The sequence below is a fragment of the Vibrio caribbeanicus ATCC BAA-2122 genome (assembly GCF_000165125.1).
Classification (GTDB): domain Bacteria; phylum Pseudomonadota; class Gammaproteobacteria; order Enterobacterales; family Vibrionaceae; genus Vibrio; species Vibrio caribbeanicus.
Window position 1 is genome coordinate 1 of the sequence record NZ_AEIU01000057.1, and the last position, 12,795, is coordinate 12,795.

Annotated in this window: 12 protein-coding genes and 2 pseudogenes; 8 read left to right on the plus strand and 6 right to left on the minus strand. The window is 39.9% G+C overall.

The annotated features are described in order from the left end of the window. Position 1: 1 nt before the first annotated feature. Positions 2-1,678, plus strand: coding sequence for a replication initiator protein RctB domain-containing protein (locus RH40_RS05545; protein ID WP_009600419.1), 1,677 nt, complete (start codon positions 2-4; stop codon positions 1,676-1,678). 402 nt (positions 1,679-2,080) lie between these two features. Here RH40_RS05545 and RH40_RS05550 read toward each other — a convergent pair. Next, positions 2,081-3,236, minus strand: a pseudogene (locus RH40_RS05550) (IS91 family transposase). Positions 3,237-4,403: 1,167 nt separating this feature from the next. Here RH40_RS05550 and RH40_RS05560 point away from each other — a divergent pair. Beyond that, positions 4,404-4,898 (plus strand): GNAT family N-acetyltransferase, encoded by a 495-nt coding sequence (locus RH40_RS05560; RefSeq protein WP_009600423.1) that lies wholly within the window; start codon positions 4,404-4,406, stop codon positions 4,896-4,898. A gap of 58 nt (positions 4,899-4,956) precedes the next feature. Here the strand turns inward: RH40_RS05560 and RH40_RS21040 are convergent. After that, a pseudogene (locus tag RH40_RS21040) lies at positions 4,957-5,124 on the minus strand (IS6 family transposase); the annotation flags it as partial. A gap of 104 nt (positions 5,125-5,228) precedes the next feature. Here RH40_RS21040 and RH40_RS05565 point away from each other — a divergent pair. Beyond that, the gene (locus tag RH40_RS05565) at positions 5,229-5,810 is read left to right on the plus strand and encodes a TetR/AcrR family transcriptional regulator (RefSeq protein ID WP_009600425.1); all 582 of its coding nucleotides are present in this window, start codon (positions 5,229-5,231) and stop codon (positions 5,808-5,810) included. A 53-nt stretch (positions 5,811-5,863) separates the two neighbouring features. On the opposite strand, the gene RH40_RS05570 is transcribed toward RH40_RS05565, so the two are convergent. Together RH40_RS05570 and RH40_RS05575 are read right to left on the minus strand one after the other, a co-directional pair. After that, positions 5,864-6,796, minus strand: coding sequence for an ABC transporter ATP-binding protein (locus RH40_RS05570; protein ID WP_009600426.1), 933 nt, complete (start codon positions 6,794-6,796; stop codon positions 5,864-5,866). An 11-nt stretch (positions 6,797-6,807) separates the two neighbouring features. Then, entirely contained in the window at positions 6,808-7,641 is an 834-nt protein-coding gene (locus RH40_RS05575) for an ABC transporter ATP-binding protein (RefSeq protein ID WP_039954307.1), read from the minus strand. A 267-nt stretch (positions 7,642-7,908) separates the two neighbouring features. On the opposite strand from RH40_RS05575, the gene RH40_RS05580 reads away from it, so the two are divergent. The 4 genes from RH40_RS05580 (at position 7,909) to RH40_RS05595 (ending at position 10,394) form a co-directional block, all read left to right on the plus strand. Further along, positions 7,909-8,955, plus strand: coding sequence for an LNS2 domain-containing protein (locus tag RH40_RS05580; RefSeq protein ID WP_009600428.1), 1,047 nt, complete (start codon positions 7,909-7,911; stop codon positions 8,953-8,955). 118 nt (positions 8,956-9,073) lie between these two features. Further along, positions 9,074-9,271, plus strand: a complete 198-nt coding sequence (locus RH40_RS05585; RefSeq protein WP_009600429.1) for a hypothetical protein — start codon at positions 9,074-9,076, stop codon at positions 9,269-9,271. Positions 9,272-9,380: 109 nt separating this feature from the next. After that, positions 9,381-9,590, plus strand: a complete 210-nt coding sequence (locus RH40_RS05590; RefSeq protein WP_009600430.1) for a DUF3283 family protein — start codon at positions 9,381-9,383, stop codon at positions 9,588-9,590. An 87-nt stretch (positions 9,591-9,677) separates the two neighbouring features. After that, positions 9,678-10,394, plus strand: coding sequence for a YebC/PmpR family DNA-binding transcriptional regulator (locus tag RH40_RS05595; RefSeq protein WP_009600431.1), 717 nt, complete (start codon positions 9,678-9,680; stop codon positions 10,392-10,394). Between the two features lie 24 nt (positions 10,395-10,418). On the opposite strand, the gene RH40_RS05600 is transcribed toward RH40_RS05595, so the two are convergent. After that, on the minus strand, positions 10,419-10,670 hold the full coding sequence (locus tag RH40_RS05600) for a DUF2798 domain-containing protein (protein ID WP_009600432.1): 252 nt from the start codon (positions 10,668-10,670) through the stop codon (positions 10,419-10,421). 81 nt (positions 10,671-10,751) lie between these two features. Between RH40_RS05600 and RH40_RS05605 the strand changes: the two genes are divergently transcribed. Continuing rightward, positions 10,752-11,636, plus strand: coding sequence for a LysR family transcriptional regulator (locus tag RH40_RS05605; RefSeq protein WP_009600433.1), 885 nt, complete (start codon positions 10,752-10,754; stop codon positions 11,634-11,636). A 65-nt stretch (positions 11,637-11,701) separates the two neighbouring features. Here the strand turns inward: RH40_RS05605 and RH40_RS05610 are convergent, their stop codons facing one another. Then, positions 11,702-12,709: a substrate-binding domain-containing protein gene (locus RH40_RS05610; RefSeq protein ID WP_081454975.1), complete on the minus strand. Its 1,008-nt coding sequence runs from the start codon at positions 12,707-12,709 to the stop codon at positions 11,702-11,704. Positions 12,710-12,795: the final 86 nt, after the last annotated feature.

The window sequence follows — 12,795 nt, forward strand, 5'->3', positions numbered from 1 at the left end:
TGTGCGTTTTGAAGAAGGATTGGCTGGTAAAACAATGCTTCATCGTTTTGTTAACCCTAATAAGCTAATATCAGCTCTAGGGGCAACGAGCCTTGTTACGGAATCCGTTAAACAAACAGAAAAGCAAAAAAGATCCAAAGCTTTAGCGCAAACTCAAGTGAATAAGCGCCTACTTAATGAACACGGTTTAAACACTCCTCCTGCAATGAAAGATGAGGCCGATCAGTTCGTTGTTTCTCCTACAAATTGGGCCGGAATTATCGATCAGGCACTTGCTCCTCCTCGTACCCGGAAAAATTATCAAAAGAGCCTAGTATCCATATCGGGAACAAAGGCGGTTATTGAAACTAGATCATCAAAAAATATTATGACTGTAGATGATCTTATGACTCTGTTTGCTTTGTTTACTCTCACTGTTCAGTATCATGATCATCATCAACATCAATATCAACTCGATGCGACTCATGTACCGAATAAGACACCGCTGTATATTACAGATATACTTTCTTTGCGTGGCAAGAAAGACAGTGGCCCAGCAAGAGATTCTATTCGCGATAGTATTGATCGCATAGAGTTTACAGATTTTCAGTTACATGAACTTACTGGTCGATGGTTAAGCGAAAATATGCCAGAAGGATTCAAGAGTGATCGTTTTCGTTTTATTGCTAGGACTATCACGGCGTCAGAAGAAGCTCCAACAGAGGGCGCGGATGGCGAAATAAGAATCAAACCCAACCTCTACATTTTAGTTTGGGAACCATCTTTTTATGAAGAGCTCCTTACGAGAGATTATTTCTTTTTGTTTCCACCTGAGATTCTTAGACAGCATACGTTAGTTTTCCAATTATACAGTTACTTCCGCAGTAGAATGTCTCGAAGAAATTCGGATACCATGCTATTAACCGAATTAAATCAAAAATTGGCTCGGAACATCGAGTGGCGCCGTTTCTCTATGGATCTTATTCGAGAACTTCGTAAAATCTCAGCTGAACAAGGAAACGAAGAAGGTTTCGTTGTAAATTTATGGGGGTATCACCTTACGATCAGCGAAATTGAACAAGATGAAAAGATCAGAGATTATCAGGTTGATATCAAATGTGATGTTGAAGAGGTTTTGAGATATTCACGAGCTAGAACAACGAACGCTGGTAAACGTAATATGGCTCCCACATTACCTAACCCTCTTCGAAACGAAATGATTACCAGACAACAATTAGAGGAGATGTCTCAAATCATAGATGGGGAGTTTGAGCCGATAAAACGTAAAGAACGCTCTACAAGAGGTAAACTTGGTCGGCGGGTAAAACAAAGAAAGCATCTCGTTGAGATCAATGCTGATGAAATTACGATAACATTAACCAAATATACCTCACCAGAAGCCCTAGAGCGCTCCATAACCGCACTTTCAGCGATGACTGGTCATTCCCATACAATTATCGAAGAAGAGTGCTTAGAGTTAATGGAGAAGCTAGATTACCTTCGGGTCGGTGATGAGGTCGTGCCTTATGAAACGCTCAGCAAACTTATTGAGCTTTATAATAGCCAGAATCAAAATAAGCATTTATCCATTGAACGGCTTATTTCAGGCCTTGCAGTAAGACGCAAAGTCTGTAAACAGGTATTTGAAGATCATCTCGATGAATCAGTTTTTCGAGCTTTAGATGAAGTGGCAATCTAATTATGATGAGTTTACCCACAATGATACTACGTTACACTGACATTTTGATGACACAGAAAGGCCCTCTTATACATATCATTAAAGACGAATAGACAACCTTTTGTCCTTTCTAACTCTGGGATTTTTAATCTCTGATAGATTGGCTCATATTGTTACATTCATTCTGAATATTTTGCGAGTTCATTATTGGACTCGTTTTTTTTTGCATTTTTTTCTGACTAGGAACGATGATCAAGGGATAAGTTTCATGGTTAGGAATTTCAATCTTAACCATCAAGGGCTTAATCGAAGACAATGAGGCTTTCAGAGGCGCTTATTTCAACAGGACGGTAGGAGTTTGGTTATTTAACAGGCGACCTGATTGCTTTCTCACCCAATTGGCCGAATTTAGATAGACTTATCCTAGGCCACGGACCGAAGTCGCCTTGATTCGCGCATGCTCATTCGACGGTTATCCAGCAGCTCATCATTTTTCGGACCTTTTAGAAAACCTGTAAACTCCATTCTTCCTCCGCACAGAACACACTGGTACGGGTCATTACCTTACCTGTAAGCCCTTTGTATTGCTTGCCATACGTGAGGGGCTCTGCCTTTTTCATACTCGTCTTTTCGAGTGCCAAATACACCAGTGGAAGGAGGCGGCCCCGTTTTCTGTTGGACAGAAAACCGTAGTAACGCACCATTTTAAAATGGTACTGAGGGAGATGACTCACGTACCGCAATATCATCTCTTCCTGTGACAACGTCTTCGTTTTATGGACTCCGTCTCGATGGTCTAGATACTTAAAGACAACCGTACCACCGCTATAATGACGCAGCCTCGATGCCGATATCGGTGGACGCTTCAGGTAACGTCCAAGATAATTGACGGTTTGCTTAAGTACTTTCGTTTTTTTGGCAAAGTGAATGTTCCAGTAACGTTGATATTGACGCTCTAAGAAGCAGTGCCATTGCCGAGCATCCTGAATGTGGCCCGTGCTCGGTGTTGATAAATTGAGGTCATCATACTTTTGTCTAAGAAGTCTGATGAGACTGCGTCGCTAGTGATATTCTATGTGCTTCTTTTTAAGATAGATGGGCTTCCAGGTATTGTGCTTATCTAACCCTCCTCGGGTAACCGATAAATGGATATGTGGATGCCAGTTAAGTGCTCGACCATAAGTATGAAGGGCACCGAATATCCCCACCTCAAGGCCATGCTTTTTGGCCCACTTCAGTAGTGTGTCTGCTGCAAGAGAGAACAAATCATTGAGCAGTGTCGGATTGGCTTCGAAAATGGGCCACAGCTCGCTCGGCATGGTGAACGTGATGTGTTGCCACAAGAGCTGCAAGCCTTTGTCTTGCAGCTTTGGCAGATGACTCTAGTGTGTGGACAGTTTGGTGTGCGGCAATCGTAGTGTTTGGCGCCCATCAGGTTAGTACCGCAAGCCAACATGCGTTCTACGCATGTGATTTGCCAAAGACTGAAGGTATGGGCATATTTCCACAGAACCTTTTCCCAAGCGTTGTCTTTTTCAAACAGGAGCTTTGTGGCGCGAGGGACGAACTCTTTTTGCATACGCTGGCGATGCTTAAGATTGGAATAGTGAGTCAATGGAAGGCCTAAACAGAAAAGAGAAATGTAATTTAAACGACAGGAAATCAATAATGCTGGGAGGGAGGTGAGGTGTTGACCTGCCTATGACGCATTTTTGACTTAAAACGTACAATATAAAAGGTGAAGTAAATATGTTTGAATAATGATGACCTTATCAAAGCGTGCCCCTAAAAGGCAAATTAAGCCCAGACATTCGGTGCTCACCCTAGGGGGCGTTTGATGATAGTGTGAAAAATTAAACGGAATTAATACGGTTTTGGGGGTTGCCACATTATTAATATGCGGCAATGCCTGAAGGTGGAGGATGGGGATTACGTGTCCAAATCAAATTTAATTTAGATGTGGTGACCTACAGCGCCCTAGCTCGATGCGCAGCATCGCTACCTTGTTCACAATTCCGCCCCACACCGTTCTCAAGTACGGTGAATAAAATAATAAAATTGGAAAACGAATTATTAATAATCTATGTGTAGCTACAGACTAGATCAATAATTCTATAAAAAATAAAGGTCAGGAGGTTTAGGAATATTGGAAATATTTTCATAACAGACGAAGTCAATTTCGCATATCGCATATAAATAACCTAAACTTCCTTGGTTGGGTGCGAATTATAAATACCCATCACAAAAAATCAAATCTTTATTAAATATTTATAACATTATGAATTTATAGATATTATTAATAAAGTGGAGACAGTCGGGAGCTCAAAGTAATAATCCTTCATAGAAGGCGAGCATCTGACGGTTTATCGGGATGATGAATTAAGATATAGCGAAAAATAAAATAACGCGAACGAGTTAGCAGCCCTACTTGCTGCATAGAATCAATGAGTGAATCTGTTTAATTGCTCAGGCTAATAGCGGCTGTGCGTGAGAAAAACATCCTTGCTTAACGGTTAAACATTAGGTTTAATGAATAGATAACAAACGCTGAGCAATGCAGGGAAAGCTCAAATTATAATAGGTAAGCTTATTAAATTAGCCAATTTAGTTAGAGCCTCTAAAAGCAAATTCCCATCGCATAAACAACACCAACTTTGTCATATCGAGCAGGTAGCGGCTCAGTCCAACAAGCGATTATGCAACACAAACAGCGTGTCGCATAAGTACTAAAACGTTAGAGATAAAAATGAACATAGCCCTCCGAAAATTAACTAAAAAATATTTACCGGCATTTTCAATGCTTTGGCAATTTTATCAATACCATCAAAGTAATTTTGATAACGAAGATATCGATAGTTCAGGCAGATTTGATATTGATGAAGAATACCTCAGAGGTGTCGCTGCGGGTGACGAAGACTGTGACGCTTACTTAATTGTTGTTGAAAACAATCTCGCCGGTTTCGTGACTGTGGAGCCCACAGAAATATTAGAGCGTGAAATGCCTGAGCTGTCTGATATTTTTATCCTACCTAAGTATCGTTCAAAAGGGATCGCTGTGCATGCTGTTCGCCAGTTAATGTTAAATAGCTCATCAAATTGGCATGTAGCCGTTTATAAAAAAGACCGCGAAGCATTAAAGTTTTGGGACAGAATTTTTGCGAAATTACCGATTGAGAATGTATTGAAAGTTGAACCATCTGAGACCGAAGGCTTTCATGAATTTGTGATTACAAATAAATAAAATGGGCTTGTTACAAAAACTGAAGATGTTTCTGAGGTGCTTATCTGAGCACCTCTTTTTATGCGTAAATTCCGAAGATATTGAAGAGTTCATTGAGGAAGGTGGATCTCTCCTGCACCTTCAGCTTTGGCTCATCACGACGTAACCAAAAATCAAACTGGCCTTTACTCAACATCCTTATCCCCTCAAAACCTTGAATCGTTGATCAAGCCCGCTTTCGGACCTTGAGATTTACCAAGTGGCTCGACTTTTGTTTGCTAATGTTGGTTGGATTTTGCTGCTTAACAATTCTAGTTTTATGTTAAGATGTGGAAAACTACGAGGAGTATGATGAAAGAACTTAGCCCTACTGCTGCAAAAATCGCCGATATTGCAGAGCACTTTATTCAAAGCCGTGGCTATAATGGCTTTAGTTTTCGTGATATACAGGATGCATTAGGTATTAAAACCGCCAGTATTCACTATCATTTCAAAACAAAACAAGATTTGGCTAAAGCGGTTTTTGAAAGGTACCTAGTTCGTTATAAGTTGATATTGGATAAGATAGAGCAAGACCAAGAGAGCGCAGAGGCCCGTCTCGATGCACTTGCCAATCTATTTATCTTAACCCGAGACGATGACAAATTGTGTCTTTGCGGAATGTATGCATCTGACTATCGCTCATTAGATAGCGAACTGAGTTTTACCTTAAATCGCTTTGTTGAAATAAACGAAGCTTGGATAGAGAAAGTCGTAAAACTTGGTGTCGATTCAGGAGAGTTTAGTACTCAGAATAGCCCCAAAGATATTGCTAAGGTGTATTTTTCCGCACTAGAAGGAAGCACGTTACTCGCTCAATTTAAAGACTCCAGTTATATTCAAGAAGTCAAGACAATATGCCTCAAGTCTCTAAAAACAGGCAGCTTTTCGTAGACACCTTCCAATCCTTGATCATTGTTCCGTAACAATGATCAAGGTAAAGTTTACTATGCTGCAGTTTGCCACTTTCTAACAAAATGGTTTGGTCCGGCTTGCAGGCACTGGCTTTGTTTTTCTGTACTGATTAGCCGAATTTTTTCCGCGGTTTCACCAAAGATGACATTATTTTTGCTAAGTTCAGAAAAGGGTGAATCTGGATCTGGGATCGCGTCAATTAATAGCCGGGTATAAGGATGTTGAGGATTGGCAATAATTGAATGAGTGTCTCCCCATTCTACAATCTGTCCTTGAAACATTACTGCTGTTTCGTCAGCAATGGTATGTGCAGTTACTAAATCATGAGTAATATACAAAAAACCAATCCCCAGTTTTTTTTTCATCTCTTGCATTAGATTCAAAATTTCCAACCTAACGGAGACGTCAAGCATAGATGTCGGCTCGTCGGCTAGAATAACTTCAGACCCTACCGCTATCGCTCTCGCTAGGTTGACTCTTTGTTTTTGTCCTCCGCTGAGTTGGTGAGGGAACTTCTGCAAAGTATCATTAGGTAAACCAACCATTTTCAAAAGGGATTCTAATTGATCGACTGATACGAATTTGTTGGTCTTGGGGTGATGAATTTTAAGTGGTCTTGTTAAGTGATGTCTAATGCTATGAGCCGGGTTCAATGAGGAAAAAGGGTCTTGAAACACCATCTGCACACTGCTGCGATATTCTTTTATTTCTTTTCTACTCTTCATACCAGCGATATCTTTGCCTTTGAATAAAATCTTTCCATCAGTCACAGATTGCATTTTTACAATTAATTGCGCGCAAGTGCTTTTTCCACTGCCTGATTCACCGACGAGCGCAAGTGTACGTCCTGGATACAAGCTAAAATTGATCCCCTTAAGTACTTGGAGTGCTTTGGGGTGAGCAAAGCGCCCCCTGTATCTAAAATCTTTGGTAACATCAATGAGCTGGATAATTGGTTCTATCATTCGTATTTTCCTCAACGAGCATGTTTGAGTTGGTGAATATTTGGAAATGAAGCCCAAAGTTGTTTGGTGTATGGATGCTGAGGGGCTTGTCGAATTTGATTTGCCTGATTTATTTCAACAATTCTGCCATGACGCATGATCGCAATTCGATCACAAAATTGACTCATAAGAGCAAGATCGTGGGTTATAAAAAGTATAGAAAATCCCAGCTCAGCTCTTAATTGATAGATCCTTTGAAGGATGTCTCGTTGTACAACGACGTCTAATGCCGTCGTTGGTTCATCCATAATAATTAATTTTGGTCTCAATGAAAGTGCGATTGCAATGACAAGGCGCTGGCGCATACCACCACTGAACTGGTGTGGGTATTGGCAGAGTCTCTCTTCAGGAATATTCACTAATTTAAGTAATTCTCTAGCTCGTTGTTGAGCTTCATTTCTTGTCATTCTCTCATGATGGCGCAATACGTCAGAAAATTGCTCTAGAACCGTAATTACCGGGTTGAGAGAGTTCATTGCACTCTGGAAAACCATTGCTATTTGGCTCCAACGAAGTTGATTCATTTCTTTATCAGAGAGAGCTAATAAGTTTCTTCTATCAAACCATATTTCTCCCCCTGAGATATAAGCTGGTGATTTAAGAAGTCTATTTATAGCGAGGGCAGTGGTGCTTTTCCCGCATCCTGATTCTCCCGCCAATCCGAATATCTCTCCCCGTTTTATGTCAAAACTTACCGACCGTACGGCGTGAAACTCTTCGTCATCACCTAAAAAAGTGATGCTAAGTTCCCTAATTTCGAGAAGTATTTCTGAGTGGTAGGCGTGTTTTGATGTAAGGGAGTCCATATCGTTTCCAATGCAAGTCGGGCTTGTAATGATGATTAACTCTTCGGCTAGTTCTTGGAAGATATTTGAAACAAAAAATTGAAGCTGCTCGTAAAGTTTATTAAAAAACGACCAGGTCAAAACTTATGACTAAAATATTGTCAATAGGAAATTTAAATCATAAACAAATATTAAGTTGTGATTTTTATCCATGAATTAAATTACTAGTTAGTGCAAATATGTAACATGATTAATCACTTTATTATAATTAAATTAGGAAGATGAATTATGAAAAAAAATCATATATTATTTGTGGTTACTATTATATTTTTTCCCTTTAGTTTGTTTGCTGATCAAAATTTATGTCCTGATTATCAAGCCGTTAATACGAATGACAGAGTTTTCAATGATGAAAGCTTTAAAATTTGGGATCTATGGATGAAACCTTACTACATGGTTCATGATGAGATTGTCAACGAAGAGATGATTGGCGATGCCACATTAGAAGCAAAGTTTGATAGGGGCTCGGCTATTCACGCTGATGTAAAAGAAAAATATGTTGAAGTTTTTTATATTGGTACAGGTTTTTCTGAATGGATTCCATTAAAAAATGGTCCATACTCGGGTAATTATAAAACAAATAATGATGGAAAAATATTTGTTAAATTACCACCTTCGTTAAAAGAAGGGAGTTATAAATTTAAGATGTCATTAATTAATGATCCCGCTAAAGATTATAATTATGTTACTGATGCTTTCGGATATGTAACAGTTATTAAAAATGGAGTAAAAGTGGTTGTTTTTGATATTGATGAGACACTAACTTTGAGCAACTTTGAACAATTTAGAGCTTATCTCGATGAGGGAGACACAAGCCGTATTAAACCTCGTGTTGCTGCCGATGATTTAGTTAAATTATACAAAGAGAAGGGCTATCACATCGTTTATGTCACAGCAAGGCCTTATTGGGATGCTAACATTTCTCGCCAGTGGCTATCACAAAACCTTGGTGTTCCACATTTTACACTACGCACAAGAAAAGCGTTAACAGACGATACGAAGGGATATAAAGAGTCGTTACTTAAACAATTCTCGCGGCATGGTGCCTCTCTATATCGAGCTTACGGTAATGCAAAAACGGATGCTTATGCCTTTCTAGATGCAGGGATCGCTGAAGAAAACGTATTTATAATTGGTAAATATGCAGAAGATCTTGCAAACGAGCGGGGAATTCAAGCGATATTAGATGAGGACTTGGATCTTGGTTATGTTGAACACTTAGAAGTGATTAGAGGAGCAGGAACTCCTGATAGCTACTGTAGCTTACCAATGTAAGCTAAGTAGGAACCGACTCTATAGCGATATTGATTAAAGCATCTACAATAAAAGTGTGGGTGGTGGAAAATTCATCGTCGCACACACTTTGGCATAGAGTTTTTTTTTGGAGGTAACTATGTCCATTAATTCTATCGACCATGATGAGATGTTAAAAAAGTCAGAGGATTGGGATTTTAACGATGATATTAATCCTCAAAAGCCAACAAAAGGGGCAAAGTCTGTCCAAGTAAGACGTCGCATTGAGGCACTAAAGGAGATTCGAGAAAGTGGGTTAACCTTAGAGGAGGCTAAAGAACTCGGTATTTGGGAATAGACTCACTTGTGTTTAGCATATGCTGAGGGAGATTTGCTATCTCCCTATCACTTCCCGTTATTATTCGTGGTATAGTTGCGCTCCAACTACACAGAGATAGGCTCTTAAAATGTCTGTAAATCTTTCAAACTTGCCGGTCGAAGAAAAAAATATCATCGAGCTGGAGAAGCAAGCTGCCTTTTTGGTTTGGCAAATTCGTGAGTCAAAAGCGATGCCAGAGCATATTGAAACTCAGGCCAATAAGATTTCTGATAGTCGTGAGAGAGAAGCCTTTCTCGATTTTATCACCAAATACAAGCAAATAATGAACGTTGCCTAAAATAGATAGGGCATGCACTCATTAAATTGAAATGTCCTCTCTTTTTGCTAAAATTCTCGCGTTCGTTTGATTTAGAGAGAAACCCTGATGGGAAGAAGTTTTGAAGTTCGTAAAGCGTCTATGGCTAAGACGCAAGGTGCCAAGATAAAGGTATATTCGAAGTACGGTAAAGAAATCTACATGTGCGCCAAAAACGGTGGTGCAGACCCTGATATGAATTTATCCCTAAAGCATCTCATTGCCAAAGCAAAAAAAGATCAAGTTCCTGCACATGTCATTGACAAAGCAATTGATAAGGCAACAGGTGGTGGGGGTGAAGATTATCATCCTGCGCGTTATGAGGGCTTCGCTCCAGGCGGCGCTAGTGTTATTGTCGATTGTTTAACGGATAACGGAAACCGTACATTTCAAGACGTTCGTCAATGCTTTGTTAAAACCGGTGCCAAAATAGGATCTCCGGGAACAACAGCACATATGTTCGACCATCAAGCTGTATTTCAATTTAAAGGCCAAGATGAGGAAGCTGTGCTGGAAGCTCTTATGATGGCTGATGTTGACGTGACCGATATTGAACTCGAAGGTGAGACGATCACCGTGTTTGCGCCACATACCGAATTTTTCAAGGCAAAGACAGCGCTCAACGCAGAATATCCTGACCTTACACTAGATGTTGAGGAAATCACTTTTGTACCGCAAAATCATACACCGATCGCGGGTGATGATGCGGAAAAATTCCAAAAGTTTTTGGACATGCTTGATGAATGTGATGATGTTCAGCAGGTTTATCATAACGCTGAAATCTAGGTAATGCCTCATGTTAAGGCCGAACTATCCAGTTCGGCTTTCCTTATCATACTTTAAAGTAGTCTGAGAAAGTCTATTTGCCAATTTTCTAATCTGTGGCAGCACCGTCACGTTTAAAATGAATGCCGTTGGCCAGGATAGTGTAAAACCATGAAACCAAGCTGAGAACCAATGGGATCCAAAGCCTATTTGATAACCAGACATGATTCCTGACATAACAAAAGCCATCGTTAATGAAGAAAGCACGCCGGAGATCCAAAAATAGCGTTTGTTCATAATTACTCTGTTTGTGTATTAAGTAAATAATATATAGAATAAACACATCCGAATTTGGAAAAAATAGGCAGGATGTAAAGTTTGGATTCCATATATGGTAGCATAGACGACCTTTATCTATTTTATAATGTTGTTGAAGAAGGCTCACTTGCCGCAGCCGCTAAAAAGCTCAATGTCCCAATGTCCACGATGTCGCGACGTCTTACTGCATTAGAAAAACGACTCAGTACCAACTTAGTTCAAAAACAAGGCAGAGAGCTTGTTGCTACTGAGGATGGACAGAGAATCTTTGATTTACTGCGTTGTGGATTGGAAGACCTTGAATCTAACTTTGCGAAGGTTAGAGCAGACAATCAGGATGTTGCAGGCAATATAAAGCTGGTTATCCCACATAAACTCTATCGCTCTAGAGTAAGTCGAATAGTAGAGCAATTTCTTATTGACTACCCAAAAGTTTCTATTGAACTTGTTTTGAGTCAAGAGCAATCATTTCCACTTACCCAAAGAGATCTCTTAATAAGTTTTGATCTCACTGGAGCGGAGGATATGGTGGCTAGGCCTTTATTTCGTGCTCATCATGCGTTTTTTGCTAGCCCAGAGTATATAAAAAAAGTAGGCAAGGTAAAAACAATCGATCGATTAGCAGAGTTAGACTGGCTGAGTGTTGATCATGTGCGTGACATTTCGATTTGTGAGGGAAATGCTTTAGTTGGGCGTATTGAGATCAAGCCTAAGCTTGTGATAAACGATGTTATGGCTGTTTTTGATGCCGCTGAGCGAGGGCTTGGAGTGGCTTCGTTACCGCTCATGCACATGGATGAGAATATGAATTTGGTGCGAGTTTTACCCCAATACCAACGTAAGCCTAGGCAAGCCTATTTGATCTATCAAAAAAGAAGGTACCAACCTCAGGCCCTGAGTATTCTTGTTGACCGCCTTATACATGATGCTGAAGCAATGAAATAGAAAAATGTGTTTTATTTACAGTGTAAAGCTTGGCCTAAAGATTAGGCCAAGCGTAGGGACTTTGCCTATAAACCAGAGTAACGAAAGGCTTCTTGGGTAAGTTTTGCTAATTCTTCTTCGCTCATTCCACTATGAACGACGGATATTCTTCCAAGGTAGACCAATGGCACTGCTTTTTCTCTTTTCTCCACAAAATACTTCATCGCCTCTGCTGTTGCCACTCCTAGGTCATCACTCATTCGCATCGGCGTTGCATCTAGTTCTTGAGTACGGATTTTGTCAATTTCTTTGGCTGTTCCGCCCCATCCAGTGAGATAGATATCAGAGTGTTTTCCAGCGTTTGTTAGTGTATCCAATGCCCCCATTGTCATGGCTGTATTTGCGTTGTGGAGCATTTTGACTTCGGGGAAATTTTGTAGCACGAGTTTAGCACCATCAGCCCCACCAAGTTTCTGATATTGCCCAAAATGTTCATACATATTAGACCAATTACCATTCTCTTCAACACAGTCAATAAACCCTTGTGAACGTAAAGTATCAGTTATACCGGGTATACCTCTGTTGGCTGCAAAATTCACTTCTGTACCGAGATGATTGATAACATGTTGGCACAGAACACGAGCACCCATCGCACTCGAAAAGTCAAACCATCCATCAGGTTGGTAGGACCATTCTGGATCTGGGGTATGAAAAGCCCAGATAAATGTTTTAAAAAGTTCGGATTTCGACAAACTTTGGATATTATTTGCTTGAATACTCAGTTCGGATGGACCAAAGATTACGAAATCATAAGAGTTTGCATTCTTTAAAACCTGTTCTGTGTAATGTGTTTGAAGAGAATGCTCTATTTGTCTGGAGGTAAACTGATCGACTTCAAAAGGTATTTTTAAATCTGTTAGTCTTTTAGTTAAGGCAACAAAGTTGCGTACCCAAAAGTCAGAGATATCTGCACTAGGATAAATAATTGCAATTTTTATCGGCTTTTCTAACCCAACTTCGGTTGGTACCGGAGAGGAACTGACAGTGTCCTGGAACAAAGATAGTTTCTCTAGTTCCTTTTTATCATCTAACATATAAGAAAATGATAAAGGTGAAAAAAGTAAAAGGATCATCGTAAATATTGAGAGCTTGATGAAAGTTTTATCTGTGTGAGACAACA

Excerpts from the sequence above, each read along its gene's own strand:
- RH40_RS05560 (WP_009600423.1), top strand. The coding sequence starts at position 4,404 with ATGAACATAGCCCTCCGAAAATTAACTAAAAAATATTTACCGGCATTT.
- RH40_RS05565 (WP_009600425.1), top strand. The coding sequence starts at position 5,229 with ATGAAAGAACTTAGCCCTACTGCTGCAAAAATCGCCGATATTGCAGAG.
- RH40_RS05570 (WP_009600426.1), bottom strand. The coding sequence starts at position 6,796 with ATGATAGAACCAATTATCCAGCTCATTGATGTTACCAAAGATTTTAGA.
- RH40_RS05575 (WP_039954307.1), bottom strand. The coding sequence starts at position 7,641 with ATGGACTCCCTTACATCAAAACACGCCTACCACTCAGAAATACTTCTC.
- RH40_RS05580 (WP_009600428.1), top strand. The coding sequence starts at position 7,909 with ATGAAAAAAAATCATATATTATTTGTGGTTACTATTATATTTTTTCCC.
- RH40_RS05585 (WP_009600429.1), top strand. The coding sequence starts at position 9,074 with ATGTCCATTAATTCTATCGACCATGATGAGATGTTAAAAAAGTCAGAG.
- RH40_RS05590 (WP_009600430.1), top strand. The coding sequence starts at position 9,381 with ATGTCTGTAAATCTTTCAAACTTGCCGGTCGAAGAAAAAAATATCATC.
- RH40_RS05595 (WP_009600431.1), top strand. The coding sequence starts at position 9,678 with ATGGGAAGAAGTTTTGAAGTTCGTAAAGCGTCTATGGCTAAGACGCAA.
- RH40_RS05600 (WP_009600432.1), bottom strand. The coding sequence starts at position 10,670 with ATGAACAAACGCTATTTTTGGATCTCCGGCGTGCTTTCTTCATTAACG.
- RH40_RS05610 (WP_081454975.1), bottom strand. The coding sequence starts at position 12,709 with ATGTTAGATGATAAAAAGGAACTAGAGAAACTATCTTTGTTCCAGGAC.